Origin of the sequence: Erythrobacter sp. CCH5-A1, assembly GCF_001557115.1 — a bacterium.
In the GTDB taxonomy this organism is placed as follows: Bacteria; Pseudomonadota; Alphaproteobacteria; order Sphingomonadales; family Sphingomonadaceae; genus Erythrobacter.
Window position 1 is genome coordinate 1 of the sequence record NZ_LSKQ01000132.1, and the last position, 18,264, is coordinate 18,264.

At 66.6% G+C, this 18,264-nt stretch carries 17 protein-coding genes and 1 riboswitch; of the genes, 6 read left to right on the top strand and 11 right to left on the bottom strand.

Features of this window, described 5'->3' with window-relative positions:
- Positions 1-55: 55 nt before the first annotated feature.
- Genes AX708_RS07030 through crtY form a run of 7 tightly spaced genes read right to left on the bottom strand, consistent with a single transcriptional unit; the run spans position 56 to position 7,356 of the window.
- On the bottom strand, positions 56-1,981 hold the full coding sequence (locus AX708_RS07030; RefSeq protein ID WP_067489802.1) for an acetyl/propionyl/methylcrotonyl-CoA carboxylase subunit alpha: 1,926 nt from the start codon (positions 1,979-1,981) through the stop codon (positions 56-58).
- On the bottom strand, positions 1,978-2,490 hold the full coding sequence (locus AX708_RS07035; protein WP_156454543.1) for a hypothetical protein: 513 nt from the start codon (positions 2,488-2,490) through the stop codon (positions 1,978-1,980). The genes AX708_RS07030 and AX708_RS07035 overlap by 4 nt, the downstream gene beginning before the upstream one ends.
- A gap of 46 nt (positions 2,491-2,536) precedes the next feature.
- Complete coding sequence (locus tag AX708_RS07040; RefSeq protein WP_067489808.1) at positions 2,537-3,490, bottom strand: phytoene/squalene synthase family protein; 954 nt, start codon at positions 3,488-3,490, stop codon at positions 2,537-2,539.
- An 8-nt stretch (positions 3,491-3,498) separates the two neighbouring features.
- Positions 3,499-4,080 carry a TIGR00730 family Rossman fold protein gene (locus AX708_RS07045; RefSeq protein ID WP_067489811.1) on the bottom strand — a complete coding sequence of 194 codons (582 nt, stop codon included), beginning with the start codon at positions 4,078-4,080 and terminating at the stop codon, positions 3,499-3,501.
- On the bottom strand, positions 4,077-4,505 hold the full coding sequence (locus AX708_RS07050; protein ID WP_067489814.1) for an endonuclease domain-containing protein: 429 nt from the start codon (positions 4,503-4,505) through the stop codon (positions 4,077-4,079). Before AX708_RS07050 ends, AX708_RS07045 begins: the two co-directional genes overlap by 4 nt.
- Positions 4,506-4,555: 50 nt before the next feature.
- The gene (locus AX708_RS07055) at positions 4,556-6,112 is read right to left on the bottom strand and encodes a phytoene desaturase (RefSeq protein WP_082747212.1); all 1,557 of its coding nucleotides are present in this window, start codon (positions 6,110-6,112) and stop codon (positions 4,556-4,558) included.
- Positions 6,109-7,356, bottom strand: coding sequence for a lycopene beta-cyclase CrtY (gene crtY, locus AX708_RS07060; protein ID WP_067489817.1), 1,248 nt, complete (start codon positions 7,354-7,356; stop codon positions 6,109-6,111). The genes AX708_RS07055 and crtY overlap by 4 nt, the downstream gene beginning before the upstream one ends.
- 160 nt (positions 7,357-7,516) lie before the next feature.
- Between crtY and AX708_RS07065 the strand changes: the two genes are divergently transcribed.
- Positions 7,517-8,473 (top strand): MipA/OmpV family protein, encoded by a 957-nt coding sequence (locus AX708_RS07065; protein WP_067489820.1) that lies wholly within the window; start codon positions 7,517-7,519, stop codon positions 8,471-8,473.
- A gap of 12 nt (positions 8,474-8,485) precedes the next feature.
- Here AX708_RS07065 and AX708_RS07070 read toward each other — a convergent pair whose 3' ends face one another.
- Positions 8,486-9,436 (bottom strand): hypothetical protein, encoded by a 951-nt coding sequence (locus tag AX708_RS07070; protein ID WP_156454544.1) that lies wholly within the window; start codon positions 9,434-9,436, stop codon positions 8,486-8,488.
- 187 nt (positions 9,437-9,623) lie between these two features.
- A complete protein-coding gene (locus AX708_RS07075; RefSeq protein WP_067489825.1) occupies positions 9,624-10,571 on the bottom strand; it encodes a hypothetical protein in 948 nt (315 codons plus the stop codon).
- Between the two features lie 136 nt (positions 10,572-10,707).
- Here AX708_RS07075 and AX708_RS07080 point away from each other — a divergent pair, with 136 nt between their 5' ends.
- Together AX708_RS07080 and AX708_RS07085 are read left to right on the top strand one after the other, a co-directional pair.
- Positions 10,708-11,991 (top strand): amidohydrolase family protein, encoded by a 1,284-nt coding sequence (locus AX708_RS07080; protein WP_067489828.1) that lies wholly within the window; start codon positions 10,708-10,710, stop codon positions 11,989-11,991.
- Between the two features lie 141 nt (positions 11,992-12,132).
- Positions 12,133-12,732, top strand: a complete 600-nt coding sequence (locus AX708_RS07085; RefSeq protein ID WP_067489831.1) for a thiamine biosynthesis protein ThiC — start codon at positions 12,133-12,135, stop codon at positions 12,730-12,732.
- 135 nt (positions 12,733-12,867) lie between these two features.
- On the opposite strand, the gene AX708_RS07090 is transcribed toward AX708_RS07085, so the two are convergent.
- The gene (locus tag AX708_RS07090) at positions 12,868-14,067 is read right to left on the bottom strand and encodes a hypothetical protein (RefSeq protein WP_067489834.1); all 1,200 of its coding nucleotides are present in this window, start codon (positions 14,065-14,067) and stop codon (positions 12,868-12,870) included.
- A gap of 249 nt (positions 14,068-14,316) precedes the next feature.
- Positions 14,317-14,425: riboswitch (TPP riboswitch) on the top strand.
- Between the two features lie 41 nt (positions 14,426-14,466).
- Here AX708_RS07090 and thiC point away from each other — a divergent pair.
- The 3 genes from thiC (at position 14,467) to AX708_RS07105 (ending at position 17,652) form a co-directional block, all read left to right on the top strand.
- Positions 14,467-16,338: a phosphomethylpyrimidine synthase ThiC gene (gene thiC, locus AX708_RS07095; RefSeq protein ID WP_067489837.1), complete on the top strand. Its 1,872-nt coding sequence runs from the start codon at positions 14,467-14,469 to the stop codon at positions 16,336-16,338.
- A complete protein-coding gene (locus AX708_RS07100) occupies positions 16,335-17,018 on the top strand; it encodes a phytanoyl-CoA dioxygenase family protein (protein WP_197426357.1) in 684 nt (227 codons plus the stop codon). Before thiC ends, AX708_RS07100 begins: the two co-directional genes overlap by 4 nt.
- 73 nt (positions 17,019-17,091) lie before the next feature.
- The gene (locus AX708_RS07105) at positions 17,092-17,652 is read left to right on the top strand and encodes a hypothetical protein (RefSeq protein ID WP_067489840.1); all 561 of its coding nucleotides are present in this window, start codon (positions 17,092-17,094) and stop codon (positions 17,650-17,652) included.
- Positions 17,653-17,658: 6 nt separating this feature from the next.
- Here the strand turns inward: AX708_RS07105 and AX708_RS07110 are convergent, their stop codons facing one another.
- Positions 17,659-18,150 (bottom strand): hypothetical protein, encoded by a 492-nt coding sequence (locus AX708_RS07110; protein WP_067489843.1) that lies wholly within the window; start codon positions 18,148-18,150, stop codon positions 17,659-17,661.
- Between the last annotated feature and the right edge of the window lie 114 nt (positions 18,151-18,264).

Here is an 18,264-nt window from a genome sequence, read left to right on the forward strand (position 1 = left end):
GGCCCGCGCCTTCTTCTCCCCTCCCGCTTGCGGGAGGGGCCGGGGGTGGGCAAGCCTATTCTTTGCTAGCAGGCACCACCCGGCACAACACCGCCTCGACCTGAACCTGCCCGCCCGCGCTGACGGCCAGCCCCTCTATCACCCCGTCGAACGGCGCGGTGAGGGCGTGTTCCATCTTCATCGCCTCGAGCACCAGCAGCCGCTGCCCGGCGGTGACGGCCTGCCCCTCGGTCACATCGACCGCGATGACTTTGCCCGGCATCGGCGCGATGATCGCGCCGTCTGCGGCAGAGGCTTGGCCGGTGCCGCGGACGGAGCGCGAGAAGCCAATGGCCCGGCCTTCCGAAAACAGCACGATCTCGTCATCGGTGACTCTGGCCGAGAACGCGCGCGGGTTCTCGTCGCCGCCCGCCAGCATCATCGTCCCGAAATCGGCATGGATCGGAACGGTTGCAGCCTCGCGCTCGATGACCCGCGTTTCGCCCGCATGGCTCAGGGCCACCCTTGCAGTCGAAGCAGCATTAAGCCGAAAACCCTGCGGCAGATACTCAGCCTCTGATGACTGGTCAGCAAGGGCGAACCCAGCCGCCGCCTGCCATTCGACCTCTGATGCCGCGTCGGACGGAATGAGTTCATTCTCATACCGACCGATGAAGCCGGTATCGAGATTGGCCGCGCGGAAATCGGGATGGTCGGCGCAGCGACGAAGAAAGGCGGCATTGGTTCGGATCGGCCAGACCTGAAGCCCCGTTATCGAGTCGATCAGCGTGTCGATTGCGTCGTCCCGGTCGTCGGCGAAAGCGATGACTTTGGCGATCATCGGGTCATAGAAGGGCGAAACCTCGGCACCTTCGAACACGCCTGTATCGATCCGGTAGGGTAAGCCGAAATCAAGACGCTCCAACTTCCCTGTGCTCGGCAAAAACCCCTTCGCCGGATCTTCCGCATAGAGCCGCGCCTCGATGGCGTGGCCGTTGATCTTGAGGTCTTCCTGCTTGAGCGGGATCGGCTCGCCGCTCGCCACGCGCAGTTGCCATTCGACCAGATCGACCCCGGTGATCTCCTCGGTGACGGGGTGCTCCACCTGAAGCCGGGTGTTCATCTCCATGAAGAAGATGTGGGTAGCGCGCAGGCCTTCGCTGGCGTCGGCGATGAATTCGATCGTGCCTGCGCCCTCGTAGTCGACCGCCTTGGCGGCGCGCACGGCGGCGGCGCAGATCGCTTCGCGGGTGGCTTCGTCCATGCCGGGGGCGGGGGCTTCCTCGATCACCTTCTGGTGGCGGCGCTGGAGCGAGCAGTCGCGCTCGAACAGGTGGACGACGTTGCCGTGGGCATCGCCGAACACCTGCACCTCGATATGGCGGGGCGAGGTGATCCACTTCTCCAGCAACACCTCGTCATTGCCGAAGCTCGCCTTGGCCTCGCGGCGGCAGCTTTCGAGCGCGGCCACGAAATCCTCGGGCGCATCGACCTTGCGCATCCCCTTGCCGCCACCGCCCGCGACCGCCTTGATGAGGACGGGGTAGCCGATGGCCTCGGCCTCTGCAGTGAGCCGCTCCACCGACTGGTCCGACCCGTCGTAGCCCGGCGTCACCGGCACGCCCGCCGAGCGCATCAGCTGCTTGGCCGCGTCCTTCAGGCCCATCGCGCGGATGCTCGACGGCTTGGGGCCGACCCAGATCAGCCCCGCGTCAATCACGGCCTGCGCGAAGTCGGCATTTTCCGAGAGGAACCCGTAGCCCGGATGGATCGCGTCCGCCCCGGTCTGCTGGGCCGCCGCGATGATCTTCGCCCCCACGAGATAGCTCTCGGCGGCGGGCGAGGGGCCGATGTGCACCGCCTCGTCGGCTTGCCGCACATGCAGCGCCTTGGCGTCGGCGTCGGAATAGACCGCGACCGTCGCCACGCCCATCGCCCTCGCGGTGCGCATGATCCGGCAGGCGATCTCGCCCCGGTTGGCGATCAGGAGTTTGCGGATCATCTCCGAACTGCCTCCGTCTTCACGGTCGCCCCATCAATCCGCTTCACGATATCATCGCACTTGTCCGGTGCTTCCATCGTAAAGCTGGTGTTGGCCACCTTCCAGCCATCGGCGGTTTTGACCATGCTAAGTGAGTTGATGCCGCAGTGGCTGAGCTTGCCGGCGATCGTGAAATAATACGGCCCCCATACCTGAGCCATGTCGCCATCCACCAGGACAGTATCGAAGTTCATCCACTCCACGACCTTTTGCGGAGAATTTTCCCATCGTTTCAAGTGATCGGCAACCGGAACCACATCGACGCGGGGCGCATCGGGCTTCATCCGATTATGGATGAAGATCATGCCATCGGGGATCATGTGGCGGGCCAGCGCAGTCTTGTCGCCACTGCGCAGCGCTCCGAAGAAGGCGCGGGCGCCGTTCATGACCGCGATCTGCTCACTGGTCGGAGAATTCGCGGCAAGCGGCGCGGCGGCCATGAGGGCGGCTAGAGCGAGAAGGGCTTTCATGCGAGCGGGATTAGCGCGGCTAGGTTGCAAAGGAAACCGCTTCGCCTCACCCCTTGGGCCGGTAATCGGCAATCCCCCAGTCGATCCCGCCCTCGGGCATCTTCTCGCGGTTGAGCACCGCCGAGAGAAACGCGCGCACGCCGTAGAGCGCCTTCTCGCCCCGCGGCACGAAGGTGCGCGAGTCCCACGCCCTGGTTCCCCGCGCGCGGACCTTGCGGCCGATTGCGCCATAGATGCGCGCGGCGGAGAGCACCGCCCAGCGGCTGCGGAAGGGGAGCTTTGCCGCGCCCACGCGCGCCGCCGCCTCGTGCTTTTCCACCAGCGCCACCAGCCGCGCGGCCATTTCGGCCAGTTCCTTGCGGTGGTGCGGCTTGGTGTGCTGGCCGGGCTCGATATCCTGCTCGACCAGCCATTCGACGGGCAGGTAGCAGCGCCCCGCCGCATCATCCTCGACGATATCGCGCGCGATGTTGGAGAGCTGGAAGGCGAGGCCCAGGTCGTTCGCCCGGTCGAGCGTCTCCTGATCCTGCGGCGAGACCCCCATCACCACCGCCATCATGACGCCCACCGCGCCCGCGACATGGTAGCAATAGCGCAGCATGTCCCGTTCCGTGCGCGGGCGCCAGTCCTCGGCATCGAGCTGGAAGCCGGCGATCACGTCCTCGGCCATTTGCGGGGTGAGGCCCACCTCGGCGGCGACCACACCCAGCGCATCGAAAGCCGGATCACCCGTGGGCTGGCCCTCGAAGGCGAGCGCGGTCAATCGGCGGATATGGGCGAGGCGGTCCGCAAGGTCGCTCTGGTCGCCCAGCTCGCCGCCCAGCTCCTGATTGTCGGCAATATCGTCTGCGCGGCGGCACCAGGCGTAGAGCAGCCAGGCGCGCTCGCGGGTCTCGCGGTCGAACAGCCGCGCGGCCGCCGAGAAGCTCTGCGAGCCGTGCTTGATCGTCAGCCGGGCGTGCTCGACCAGCGCGGCGCGGGTTGCGGGATCGACCGCCATCGGAAAGCCTACAGCTCCTCGGCCTTCATGCGGAAGATCGGGGTGTGGGGCTCGTAGGCCGCCATCTTGTCGAGGAGGTCGCCGCAGGTTTCGGCGGCGATCATGATGCCGGCGTGCTGCGGACGGATGAAGCCGACCTCGATCATCTTGGCGTTGAAGGCAAGCAGGTGATCGTAGAAGCCGAAAGCATTGAGCAGGCCCACGGGCTTGGTGTGGTATCCGAGCTGCGACCAGCTGATCGCCTCCCACAGCTCGTCCATCGTGCCCACCCCGCCGGGGATGGTGACGAAGCCGTCGGAGAGGTCGGTGAAGCGCTGCTTCCTCTCGTGCATGCCCGAGACGGTGACGAGCTCGTCGCAGTCATGGTTGGCGACTTCGGCGCGCACGAGGGCCTCGGGGATGATGCCGATGACATGGCCGCCGTTCTCTTTCGCCCCGCGCGCGACCGCGCCCATCAGGCCGAGCTTGCCCCCGCCATAGACGAGCCCGATTCCGCGGCGGGCAAGCTCCGCGCCAACGTCATAGGCGAGCTGGATGTAACGCGGATCCTCTGGCGAGGCCGACCCGCAGTATACGGCGAGGCGTTTCACGACCGATCCTCCCCGGAACGGGGAGGGGGACCATCCGCAGGATGGGGGAGGGGCGAGCAGGTCATGCCTTCCATTCTTTCGTCACAGATTTGCACCAGCCGCCTAACCACGGCCTCGATATCTTCAAGCACAAGTTTCGCCGGAATGCGCGTGGTGGCAATTCCGTTGTCCCGCAGGAACCGCGAGCGGGCGGCGTCCTTGGCGATCACCGGTGCACTGTCGTGCGCCCTGCCGTCCACTTCGATCGCCAGCCGCGCCTTCGAGCAGAAGAAATCGAGCACGTAGATTCCGGCAGGATGCTGGCGGCGGAACTTGTAGCCTCCGGGCCGGGTGCGCAGGGCTTGCCAGAGCGCAATTTCCGGCGGCGTCATTTCGGCGCGGAGCTTGCGGGCGAGTTTGACGGTGTCGTTCTGACCTCTTATCATCGCTCGCCCCTCCACCACCTTCGGTGGTCCCCCTCCCCTGAAGGGGAGGATTACCGGACCACGAGATCCTCCAGCATCAGCCCGGCGGTCGCCTTCGCGCTCCCCACCACGCCCGGGATACCCGCGCCCGGGTGGGTGCCCGCGCCGACGAGGTAGTAGTTGTCGATCACGTCATCGCGGTTGTGGCCGCGCAGCCAGGCGCTTTGCCACAGCACGGGCTCGAGGCTGAAGGCGCTGCCCATGTGGGCGTTCAAGTCCTGCTTGAAGTCCTTGGGCGCGTAGCTGAACTTGGTCACGATCCGCGAGTGGATGTCGGGGATCAGCCTGCGGCCGAGCTCGTCCAAGATCATCTTTTCCAGCTTCGGCCCGACCTCGTCCCAGTCAATCGGCATCTTGCCCATGTGGCTGACGGGGACGAGCGCGTAGAAGGTGCTCTTGCCCGCGGGCGCCATGCTCGGGTCGCTGACGGTGGGGTGGTGGAGGTAGATCGCGAAGTCCTCGGGGATCACGCCGTTCTTGTAGATGTCGTCGAGCAGACCCTTGTAGCGCTTGGCGAACAGGATCATGTGGTGCGGGATACCGGGCCAGGTGCCCTCCAGCCCGAAATGCACCACGAAGAGCGAGGGCGAATAGGTCTTGCGGCCGAGGCTCTTGGCCATCTGCTTGCCGCGCGCGCTCTGCGACATCAGGTCTTTGTAGGAGTGCATGATGTCGGCGTTGGACGCGACAGCATCGAAGCGCTGCTTGAAGCCGCTCTTGGTCTCGACTTCCGTGGCCTTGGTGCCGAGCGTGTGCACCTGCACCACCGGATCGCCGATGCGCATCTGGCCGCCGAGGCGCTCGAAATGGCGCACCATGCCCGCGATCAGCCGGTTGGTGCCCCCGCGCGCCCACCACACGCCGCCGTCCTTCTCGAGCTTGTGGATCAGCGCGTAGATCGAGGAGGTGTTCATCGGGTTGCCGCCGACCAGCAGCGTATGGAAGCTGAGCGCCTCGCGCAGCTTCTCGTTCTCGACATAGCTTGCGACCATCGAATAGACCGAGCGCCACGCCTGCTCCTTGATCAGCGCGGGCGCGGCCTTGAGCATCGACTTGAAATCGAGGAACGGCACGGTGCCGAGCTTCAAGTAGCCTTCCTTGTAGACCCGCTCGGAATATTCGAGGAAGCGCGCATAGCCCGCGACGTCGGCGGGGTTGAGCTTGGCGATCTCGGCGTTGAGGCTCGCCTCGTCGTTCGAATAATCGAAATTCGTGCCGTCGGGCCAGTTGAGGCGGTAGAAGGGCATGACGCTCATCAGCTCGACATCCTCGGCGATGTCGTGGCCGGTGAGGCCCCAGAGTTCCTTGAGACAATCGGGATCGGTGATGACGGTCGGTCCGCCATCGAAGGTGAAGCCGTCACGCTCCCAGAAATAGGCGCGCCCGCCGGGCTTGTCGCGGCTTTCGAACACCGTGGTCGCGATCCCCGCCGATTGCAGCCGGATCGCCAGCGCCATGCCGCCGAAACCGGCGCCGATCACGCAGGCGGTGCGGCCGTCATAGCGCGCGGCGAGGGCGGGGTTCACACCCTTCGCGCCCGAGAGGTTGAGCTTCGCATCGGCGTTCATGCCGGGGTCTCCGTGTTGAGAGGCTTGCCTGAAGAAAACAGCGCCCGGATGGCGCGCGGGATAGCTACGGGGGGCTTGCCCGTGAGGATGCGCAGGCGATCGGGCCAGGTCGATCGACCGGCGTAGAAACGCTCCACCAATGCCCCGCGCAGCGCGTAGAAATGCTCGAACACCACCACCCGCTTGCCGGGCTCGGCAGCCTCGAACAGCATCCGGCTGAGCATCCGGTAATAGGCGGTCGCGCGCCAGTGGCGCCGGGCGCGGCGCGCGCAGAAGGCGGCGAGTTCCTCGCCCGAGAGGTCAGGCCGCCGCGCGATCATCTTCGCGATGGCGAGCGCATTGTCGACTGCGAAGGGCAGGGTGTAGCTGGTGAGCGGGTGCGAGAAGCCCCCGCGCGCGCCCGCCAGCGCGACGCCGGGAATTGCGACCTCGGCGGTGGCGGCGGCAAAATCCCCGCCCGATATCACCGGGAGGATCCCCGCCTCCTGGTCGATCACCTCGCACTTCCAGCCGTGGCGATGGGCATATTCGGCGACACGGCCCTTGAGGACATCGGCGTCCATCTTCGGCTGGTCGGCATAATAGGTGTCCTCTATGAACACCTCGTCTTCCGACAGCGGGAGGACATAGACGAAGCGGTAGGCCTCGCCATTGCCGTGGGGGGCGAGCTGGTCGACGCTCGCATCCATGATGACCGGGCGGGCGAGGCCGTGGGGCTTCTCGCACTTGAAGTGCTGGCCGAGGAACACCTGCCAGCCGCCTGCAAGGTGCTTTGACGGCTTGAACGGGCGGCAATCGATCACGCGCCGGGCGGCAAGGCGCTTGCCGTCCGCCAACGTCACGCCGCCTGCATCGAGGCTGGCGGCTTTCGTTTCCAGCATCACCCGCTCGCCAGGCAGTTCCGCCATCAGCGCGCGGTGAAATTCGGCGCTGGCGAGTGAGCGGTAGGACGTCGGCAGGGTGCGCCCCAAGCCGGGGAAGGTGATGTCGTAGCCCTCGTCCCAGCCGTTCAACTGGAAGCCAGCCATCAGCGCGCGTTCGCGCATCGGGATGTCGGTCTCGAACCAGCTCCAGCGGTGGTGACCGCCGAGCGTGCGCCCCGCCTCGATCACAACGAAGCGGCACCCCGGCGCATGGCGGTGGAGCGCGAGCGCGATCAGCCCGCCTGCCAGCCCGCCGCCGACGATGACGACATCGAGCGGGGCCGCGTCGGGCGCGGCGTAACTGTTGGGTGAATCGACCATCGGTCTAACGCCCTAGGCGAGGCGGCGGTAATGGGCAATCGCGCTGGCGGTCCGCGGTGCGGGAGGCACCGGAATTGCGATGTTGCAACATTACCCGGAAACATTAGAGGGCACCCGCGTTTGCCCGCTCAAACCCCCATTTTCCGAGGATCGCACCCCCATGCAAACCCGCCTTTCACTCGCTCCGCTGACGCTCGCAATCGCGCTTGCTTCCGTGCCCGCGCAGGCTTCCGAGGTTGCCGAGGCCGATGCTGCCGCCGCCGATGCGCAGGCCGGACAGCCCGCACCGCCGCCGCCAGCCTCTCCGCCGCCTCCTCCCGCCAAGCCGCCCATGACCTTCACCAAGCCGGTGTTCGACGAGACCTGGGCGACGATCGGCCTCGGCGCGGGGCTGGTGCCGAGCTATGCGGGATCGAACGATTACATCGCCTTCCCCCTGCCGCTGATCGCCGGGCGAGTGGGAGGGGTAGGGATCGCGCCGAACGGGCCGGGCTTCGTGCTCGATTTCAACTCGCCCAAGCCCGCGATGGTCCCCAAGAAGGGCCCGCGCCTCGCCTTCGGCCCGGCCCTCCGCTTCCGCAACGATCGCAACAACCGCATCTCCGACGCGGTGGTGGCGCGCGCGGGCAAGCTCGACGCGGCGCTCGAAGTGGGCGCCAATGTCGCGGTCGCGTGGCGCGGGGCGATCAAGCCGCTCGACCAGCTCACCATCGGCGTGCAGGCCCGGCGCGACATCCTCGGCGCGCACGAGGGCTGGGTGATCGAGCCGCAGGTCGGCTACCGCACCCTCCTCGGCAAGGCCTTCACCCTGCAAGCCCAGGCAAACATGGAGATCGTCACCGACCGCTTCGCCGATTACTACTTCACCGTCACTCCCGCGCAGAGCGCTGCGAGCGGCCTTGCGCAGTTCCGCGCGGATGGCGGGGTGAACCGCATCGGCACCACCGCGATCCTCGCCTATGATCTCGACCGCAATCCCCTGAACGGGGGCTGGGCGCTGACCGGTGTGGGCGGCTATTCGCGGCTGGTGGGCGACGGGGCCGACACGCCTTACACCGCCGTCAGGGGCGACGCGAACCAGTTCATCCTCGGCGGCGGGGTGTCCTACACCTTCTGAGCCGACGCGCGCTCACGGCTCTGCCTTGAGCGCGCCGTCATCGTCCAGCCGCTCGATCGCGGCGCGCGCAATCGAACTGCGCACCGCGCCGACCCTGTAGGTGTCACTCGCCCCGTAGATCTGCGCGAGGATCGTCCGGTCGAGCGCCGACATTTCGGCCGGGGCATCGGCGTTGCTGCCGCTCTCGGAGAACAGGGTGAGGATCGAATCCGCCGGAACGCTCTCGCTTGTCCCCGGGCGCAGCTCGACCAGCATATGCATCGTCAGGTAGTCGCCGAGCTGTTCGATCGTGATCCCCTCCAGCGCATCGTAATCGACCACCGAGAAGGTCTTGCTGGTTTCCACGGGGGTGGCGTCGGAGAGAAACCGGCCGCCGGGGCCGAAGCCGGCCAGCTGGAACCCGCGCCCGCCGCTGGCGCCCTGCTGGGTCAGCGATTGGCCGGTGCCGAGCGGCCGCTCCTTCTCGGCCGTGCGCACGACGTGCCAGTTGTAGGCGGGCCGCACCGGCTTGATCAGGCGCTTCCTTTCGGGAAGGTAGAGCGAGGCATAGGCGATGCCTCTGTTCTGGTCCGCCAGCCAGTTGACGAAGCGGTGGGAATCGCGGTCGAACACGATCACCGCGTTGACGGTGCACCCCGGCTCGCCCCGCGGGATGTCGAGCGATTGGAGGTTCGCCTCGATCCGCGCGCGCAGGGGCTTGGCGAGCGCATCGGGCGCGTTGTCGATCCCGATGCAGACCGGGTCCTTGCGCTTGGCAAGGACATTGCCGGTGTCGCTCAGCGCGCGCCACAGGAACTGGCGGACCTGCTTTTCGGTATAGCCCTCGACGATGATCTCGTTGGTGATCTCTTCGCCGTTGGCGGCCGGAGCCGCTGCGGGCGCTGCCTCCTGCGCCATCAGCGCAGCCGCCGGGACAAGCGCCAGCGCGAGGCCGGCCAGAAGACGTGCGGGCAAACCTGTCATTTCAATCCCCATGACAAATCATCGCCGTAACGGCGATTGGCGTTGGTTCGTCCCCTGTGTTGCGCACCGCGCCCTGCCATGGGCGAGGGCGCGCCGCATCAAGCTTTCGATGGAGCGCAGACGAGGGGGGACGGGCATCATGCGGGGCCTATCCTGCGCCGATGAACGCCTTTCACCCGGCGCGCGATCACCGCTGCGCGAGCAGCGCCCCTGTCTGCTCCAGCTCCCTGACCGACGCGCGCGCAATCGAGTTGCGGATCGCGCCGTTGCCGTAGTTGCCCCGGGTCCGGTACATCTCGCGCACAATGATGCGGTCGAGCGTCGACATCTCGGGCGGCGCATCGGGATTGGCGCCCGAGGGCGTGAACAGGTTAAGGATCGAATCCGCCGGAACCCAGCCCTTCACGTCCGGGCGGAATTCCACCAGCATCTGCATCGTCAGGTAATCGCCGAGCTGTTCGATGGTGATGCCGTCGATGGTGTCGATATCCACCACCGAGAAGGTCTTGCTGATCTCGGCCGGGGTTGCGTAGAGCGCCAGTCGCGATTCGGCGCTGTTGTCGAAGCCGACGCCCTGGAACCCGCGCCCGAGGCTCGCGCCCTGCCGCGTCAGGGGCTGGGGCGTTCCCAGAAACTGCTGGAGCTGTTCGAGATTCATGTAATGCCAGTTATAGGCCGGACGCACCGGTTCGATCAGACGCCGCCGTTCCGGCAGATAGAGCGCGTCAAAAGCCGCCCCGCCTTCATAGCGCGAGAGCGCGTTGACGAAGCCGTGGGCATCGCGATCGAACACGATCACGGCGTTGACCTTGCAGCCCGGCGTGGCGCGCTCGATCCCGAGCGTGTCGAGGTTATGCTCGATCCGCGCCTTGAGCGGCTCGCTCAGCACGGCGGGGACGTTGTCGATCCCCACGCACACCGGGCCAGTGCGCTTGGCGATCACGCGCCCGGTCGGGATGACGGAGCGCCACAGGAAGTTGCGCACTTCCTTTTCGGTATAGCCTTCGACGATGATCTCGTTCTCGGTCGGCTCTGCCGACGGCGTCTCGGGCGCGGGATCCTGCGCCATCAGCGTTGCGGCCGGAGCAAGTGCCAGCGCAAGGCCGGCCAGAAGGTGTGCGCGCAATCCAGCCATCGGAACCCCCGTGACAAATCATGCTTTTAGTCGCGATTCGTTGCTGAACGCCGCCTGAATTTCCCGCCGGGGCTTGCCACGGACCAAGCTGCGTAGCATCACGGAGAACAGAGAAAACGGACAGGGGAGATTGGGCATGATCCAGGCATTTCGAGGGCAGTTGATCGCGGGCGCAGCCATGCTTGCCGCCGCGCTCGCCGGCGCGCCCGTGCAGGCCGAAACCGTCGCGATCCGCGCGGGCAGCGTCATCACCGATGCTTCGGGCGAGGCGAGCGGCCCGGCGACGGTGCTGGTCGAGGACGGCAAGATCGTCTCGATCACCCCCGGCCACAGCGTCAAGGCCGACCGCGAGATCGACCTCAAGACCAGGACCGTACTCCCCGGCCTGATCGATCTTCACACCCACCTCACCGGCGATCCGGGCGGCGATTTCTGGAAGGAGGCGACCGAGCCCGACGAATGGGGCGTGGTCGTCGGCGCCAAGAACGCGCGCATCACCGCGCTCGCCGGCTTCACCACGGTGCGCGAGGCGGGCAGCGGGCAGGAAACCGCCTTCTCGCTGCGGCGCGGCACCGCCGAGGGCATCATCCCGGGCCCGCGCATCATCGCCGCCGGCCCCGCGCTCTCGATCATCGGCGGGCACGCCGACGTCAGCGGCTTCCGCCCCGAAGTGAACGAACTGCTCGATAGCGGTTTCAACTGCACCGGCCCGGTCGAATGCGCCGCCAAGGTGCGGCTCGCCAGCCAGAATGGCGCGGACATCATCAAGATCACCGCGACCGGCGGCGTGCTCAGCCAGCAGGGCCGCGGGCTCGAGGCCCATTTCACGCCCGAGGAAATGAAGGCGATCGCCGACACCGCGCACAGCCTTGGCCTCAAGGTCATGGCCCACGCCCACGGCGCGCGCGGCATCCAGCAGGCGGCCGAGGCCGGGATCGACACCATCGAGCACGGCAGCTTCATCGACGAGGCGGCGGGCAAGGCGATGCGTGAGCGCGGCGTGGTGCTGGTGCCGACCCTGATGGCCTTCCAGGGCGTGTCGGAAGGGCTCGGCAAGGGGATTTACACCCCGACGGTCGAGGAGAAGATCCGGATGACCCAGCCGCTGATGAACTCGCTCGTTGCCCGCGCGCGCCAGTATGGCGTCACCATCGCCTTCGGCACCGATGCGGGGGTCTTCCAGCATGGGCGCAATGCGCAGGAATTTGCACTGCTGAAGAAGCAGGGCATGTCCGACCGCGAGGCGTTGGCCACGGCCACCACGGTCGCGGCCAAGGTGCTGGGCATGGAGAGCCAGATCGGCAAGCTCGCACCGGGCTATTCGGCGGACATCATTGCGGTCGCGGGCAATCCGCTGAAGGACGTGACCGTGCTCGAGAAGGTCGACTTCGTGATGGTGCGCGGGCGCGTGATCGAATAGGCGCCGCGCGCCACCATCCGGCTCTCGCACAAAGCGAGGAATCCGAAAGGAAGCGCGCGGCCCCTGCTGTAACCTGACCGCACGGCGCAGCGAACCTGTCGCCATACGCTGTCTAGCTTGCCAACAGGGGTCACCACTTCCATGCCTTTCGCTCACCAGCGCACCATCCGTGCGATTGCCGTCCTGCTGATCCTCGCCTGCGTCACCCAGAGCGTCTACACCGCGCTGTACGTTTCGAAGATGGACGTGCCGCGCCAGCTCCTGTGGGGCACCGAGGGCCTGCTTTTCCCGCTGCTCGCCGCGCTGGCCGGGGCGGCGATGGTGCGCTCCGAGCGGTTGACGCTGGCCTTTGCCGCCATCGCCTTTGCCGCGGTGCTCAACTTTCTTCAGGTGAGCATCGGCCTCACGCTGTTCTTCCCCTTCTCCGACGCCGCCAAGGCCGACCCCGCGCTCGCCCCCGCGGCGGGCGCGATCGTCGCCTTCGCCTTCGTCATCTACAACGCCGCCAAGCTGCTGCTGGGCCTCGCCGCGCTGCTGGTTGGTCTGTCGCGGATGGCGGCGGGGAGCAAGGCGCTGGGCGGTGCGACGGCGCTTGCGGGCGGTATCGCGATGCTGGCGAACGGCGCGGCGATTGCAGGCGGGGGTGACATCTTCGGCAAGATCCCCCTCGCCGGCGGATCGGGCGTGCTGGCGACGCTGCTGCTGGCGCTGAGCTTGCTGGGCGCGGCAGGGGAGGAGTGAGGGGGCGCTAAAGGACGCAAGTCCGGCAGGGAAAGCAATCACCTGCGCGTAGTTGTGACCGTTCGGCAAGATGGGTGACGAGGGGGGCATTTAGGCCGTGCCCTCCCTCGCTCCCGCACATATGCCCGCCTGCGGTTAACCTCCGGCAGCGACTGCCTTTGCTTCGGCACGGTAGATTCTGATCACTTCGCTTGTCTTGGACCACAGGACAACTTCATTGTCGGCCTGTGCAAGTGTCGAGCGAACAGCATTCCAATAGCTGACCCGCGCAACCGGATTGTCGGCACCGGCGATCGGATCGGGGGGAAGAGACTTGTTGCCCGTACTTTCAGATGCCGCTTCGATGTTCTTGCATGCCGGGCACGGGCCCGTACGTTCAGGCGGTTCGACTTCGACCCATTCGCGCAAAACTACTTCGCGGCGCGATAGCACATAACCGTCTGTCTGGTTGCCACTGGCTTTGACCAGCACTCTGATCTTTTTGTAGGTCGTGCGCCTGCCGCTGCTTCTGGAGGTCTGATACTCGCGTTCGGCGACCTCCCAGCCATCCGCCCCGATGCGCTGGTCAGCCGCATCAAGAACGGCCTTGAGCCGGGCCTGTTGCGCCTTTGCTTCCGCCAGCAGTTTGCCGAGTGAACCCGCAACTGCCGGGTTGAGAGCGCGATCGAAATACTCAAGGAATGTGCCAGCCTTGGTTCGCCGCAACGATGCTCGTTCTCCGAGGCGGCGGCTCATCCAGAATTCCATGAGCATTCCGTGGCCCACCGTGTCGTAGGCGCTGTAACCGTAGCCTTCGTCCATCAATTGGCTCGTCACGTCGCGCACATCAGGCAGTATGTCGTTCCGATAGCGGTTCTCGGCCTGTCGGCGGGCGCGACGATCATCGATTTCTGCCAGCCAGGTTTCATAAAGCTGGCTCGATTCGCCGGAAAGGCGGGCCTGCTTCTCGTAGATTGTTTCAAGCCGGACATTCTCGCGAATGATTGCACCAAGGTTCTGCAGGATCGACATGATCTCGCCGAGACGTTGCAGGATTTGGCTGTTCTGTGCCGATATCTCGTTCAGCTTGCGTTTGATTTCCTTGAGGTCCCTTTGATTGGAGTCTTTGCCGAACAGCGATTTGAGGCTCGAGGCGATCGATAGACCGGCCGAGACAGCCGTTAGCGGATCGACCGCCATGGCCTTCTGGGCGCCAGCCATCTTCACGCTGTCGGCGTTCTCTTGCTCGACCTCAGCCTGGGTGTTCGCCGGGTTTCCCTTAACATCGGCACACCCGGTCAGCACTACGGCACCGATAACGCCGGTCACAAGCAAGCGATTTCTAAGCTTCTTCATATCCCCCGCCCCAAGACTTTTGCTGTTCCCCCCTTGGATCAGCTATCCAAAAGTAAGACGATACATGGGATTAGTCCAGTCGATTGGATTTACCGGTCTGCGCGCATCCGGAGATCGAGCATATGCCATAATGTCGTCGCTCGGTTCTGGAGCCCAAACACCGTCGGCTCGGATGCTGTTTCGTGGTGCGTAGATCTGTGCCGGGGTAATTCAAAAGGAATGGATTTCGCAGGTTTCTGGGTCTATCCCACTCCATCCCCGGGGAGCCTGCTGAGGCTGAGAGGGGCGGTTAGCATCGCCCGACCCGTCGAACCTGAACCGATTAGCATCGGCGGAGGGAGTGGGCTGGTCGCCGTGCCAAAACCCCGCTCGCTTTCCGCCATGAGGAGAGAGAGCATCATGGCCGACATCAACAGCCCCGTCGAAATCGGCGTAACCACCGGGCCCATTCGCGGCAGCCGCAAGGTTTACGTCGGCGCGCGCACCGGCTCCGGCATCCGCGTCGCGATGCGCGAGATCGATCTCGAGGGGGGCGAGCCCTCCGTGCGCGTCTACGACACCTCCGGCCCCTACACCGATCCCGAGGCGCGCATCGACATCAGCGCCGGCCTCGCCCCGCTGCGCCGCGACTGGATCCTCGCGCGCGGCGATGTCGAGGATTACGAGGGCCGCGAGGTGAAGCCGGAGGACAATGGCCGGCTCGGCCCCGACCGCTCGGGCGGCGTGCCGCAGTTCCCCAACACGGTGAAGCGCCCGCTGCGCGCCAAGGCGGGGATGAACGTCAGCCAGATGCACTACGCCCGGCGCGGCATCATCACCCCCGAGATGGAATATGTCGCCGAGCGCGAGAACCTCGGGCGCGAAATCGCCAAGGATCTGGTGCGTGACGGCGAAAGCTGGGGCGCGGAGATCCCCGATGTCATCACGCCGGAATTCGTGCGGCAGGAAGTGGCAAGGGGCCGCGCGATCATCCCGTCCAACATCAATCACCCCGAAAGCGAGCCGATGGCGATCGGGCGCAACTTCCTCGTCAAGATCAACGCCAATATCGGCAACTCCGCCGTGGCCTCGGACGTGGCGCAGGAGGTCGACAAGATGGTCTGGGCGACCCGCTGGGGCGCGGACACGATCATGGACCTCTCGACCGGGCGCAACATCCACGACACCCGCGAATGGATCATCCGCAACTCCGCCGTCCCCGTCGGCACCGTGCCGATCTATCAGGCGCTCGAGAAGGTCGGCGGCATCGCCGAGGAACTGACCTGGGACATCTTCCGCGACACGCTGATCGAGCAGGCCGAACAGGGCGTCGACTACTTCACCATCCACGCGGGCGTCCGCCTGCCCTACATCCCGCTCACCGCCAAGCGCGTCACCGGGATCGTCAGCCGCGGCGGCTCGATCATGGCCAAGTGGTGCCTCGCCCACCACAAGGAGAGCTTCCTCTACGAGCACTTCGACGAGATCACGGAGATCATGAAGGCTTATGACATCGCCTATTCGCTGGGCGACGGGTTGCGCCCCGGATCGATCCGCGACGCCAATGACGAAGCGCAGTTCGCCGAGCTCTACACGCTGGGCGAACTCACCAAGCGCGCCTGGGAACAGGACGTGCAGGTGATGATCGAGGGCCCCGGCCATGTGCCAATGCACAAGATCAAGCAGAACATGGAAAAGCAGCTCGAGGCCTGCGGCGAGGCGCCGTTCTACACCCTGGGGCCGCTCGTCACCGACATTGCGCCGGGCTACGACCACATCACCAGCGGCATCGGCGCGGCGCAGATCGGGTGGTATGGCACGGCGATGCTCTGCTACGTCACGCCCAAAGAACACTTGGGCCTCCCCGACCGCGACGACGTGAAGGTGGGCGTGGTGACGTACAAGCTCGCCGCCCACGCCGCCGACCTTGCCAAGGGGCACCCGGCCGCACAGGTGCGCGACGATGCGCTGAGCAAGGCCCGCTTCGAGTTCCGCTGGCGCGACCAGTTCAACCTCAGCCTCGATCCCGAAACCGCCGAGCAGTACCACGACCAGACGCTTCCGGCTGAAGGCGCGAAGTCGGCGCATTTCTGCTCGATGTGCGGGCCGAAATTCTGCTCGATGAAGATCACGCAGGAAGTGCGCGATTTCGCGGCGAAGCAGAATGCCGGCATCGACACCTTCGTCGCCAGCGAGGCCGAGGCGGAAAAGGGCATGGCCGAAATGAGCGCAAAGTTCCGCGAGGTCGGCAACCAGCTCTACGTGGGCGCCGGCGACCGCGAGCACGATTGAGCGCCGCTGCCGTCATCGCGGCACACAGCCTTCCCGGCCTCGATCCCGGGGCGCGGGCGCAGCTCGACGCGCAAGGCTTCCTGCTGGTGCGCGGCGGCGTGCCGGCGGAGTGGGTCGCTCTCCTGCAGGCCGCCTTCGATGCCGGTGAGTTGGCCTCGGACCTTTGGCCGGTGCCGCGCGGGGCCGACTGGCGGCACGCGCAGGTCGATCTCGACCCGCACGTGCAGGCCGCCTGCCGCCTGCCGGTGCTGATCGAGGCGGTGCGCCATGTCCTCAAGGTGCCCTTCTTCCTCTCGCAGGTGGAGGGCCGCGCGCCGCGTCAGGGCAACCGGCCGCAGCCGCTGCACCGCGATTCCGCCGGCAATCCGGGCCGGGTGATGGCGGCGATGATCTGGCTCGACCCCTATGGGCCGGGCAACGGCGCGACGCAGATCGTCCCGGGCTCGCACCGGGGCGGCGAGGATGATGAGGCGGCGGTGGCCGAGGTGCTCTCGGGCGAGGCGGGCGATGTGCTGATCTTCGACCCCGACGTGCTCCACGGCGCCACCACCAACCACTCGGGCGCGCCCCGCCGCTCGCTGCTCGTCTCCTATGCCGCAGCCACGCTCTACGACGCCTACCGCCCGACCGAGGGCGCGCGCGGCGTGCGGATGGATACGGGAGAGGTGTTCGGGGCATGACGCACCGCGCCGGTCGCGCAACCTTGCGCCCGCCCGGCGCGTAGCTGCGCTGCCCCATCAGGAGATTGCCACGATGCGCCTCGCCCTTGCCGCCGTTCTTGCCTTCACCGCCGCCGCCCCCGCTGCCGCGCAAACCGCCCCCGCGCTGACCCTCGCCGAAGCCCGCGCTTCCACGGCGGGCGCCTGGGAAGGGCAGCTGCAGTACCGCGACTACCAGTCGGGCGAGTGGCAGGGCATCCCGATGACCGTCACCGTCTCGCTCGAGGGGGACGGCAACACCCTCACCCGCCGCGCGATCTTCGATGACGGGCCGCGGGTCGGCAATGTCTTCATCACCTCGCTCGAGATGCTCGGGCCCGACGGCGCCACCGAATACGCGACCAGCTTCCGCGCCGGCCGCGTGCCGGAACTCGGCAAGGCGACCCTCTCCCTCGCCGCCGCGACCGATACCGCGCACTGGACGATCCTCGCCATCGAGGAGGGCACCGACGACGACCGCCCGGCGCGCATCCGCCTCACCACCACCCGCGACGGGGCGAGCCTCGTCACGCTGAAGGAGGTCGACTTCCTCGACGATGCCGGCGAGGCATGGCTCACCCGCAACCGCACGGTGCTCACCCGCAAGGCGGGCTGAGCGCCGTCACAGCATCTTGCCCGCCACGATCGCCGCCCACACCACCAGCGTCAGCCCCGCGCCGAGGATGGTCGCGCGGATCGCCCATGTCAGCCGCCGCGCCTGCGCATCGATCGAGCGGATGAAGGCCGCCAGCAGCCGCTGGCGCAGCGCATCGCCCTCCAGCCCCTCGTTCTCGAACTCCTCGCCCAGCAGCATCGCCTGAAGCAGCAGCCAGCTCGACACCGCCAGCGGCACCAGCGCGGCGAGGCTGAGGAGCGTCATCCCCGGCTGGCTCACCGCATCGAGGCTGAGCGGCGCGCCGGGGCTGGCCGAGACCGGATGCGTGCCGATCGTCAGCAGCAGCGCATTGAACCCCAGCAGCGCCCCCGAGCGCACCGAGAGATCGAGATCGCGGTTCTCGAGAAACTCGAGATCGGCAATGAACCCCGGCTCGGGCGGCTCGCCCCGGACATGCTGGAAGGCGCGCAAGGCCTGGCGGAAGGATTGGCGGGACATGGCCGCAGATGTGCGATGATTGGTGCGGCGGGGCAAGCGGCGAAATTGGCCCTACGCTCGGGGAGGGGCTTGATGATCCTCCCCTGCAAGGGGAGGGGGACCACCGAAGGTGGT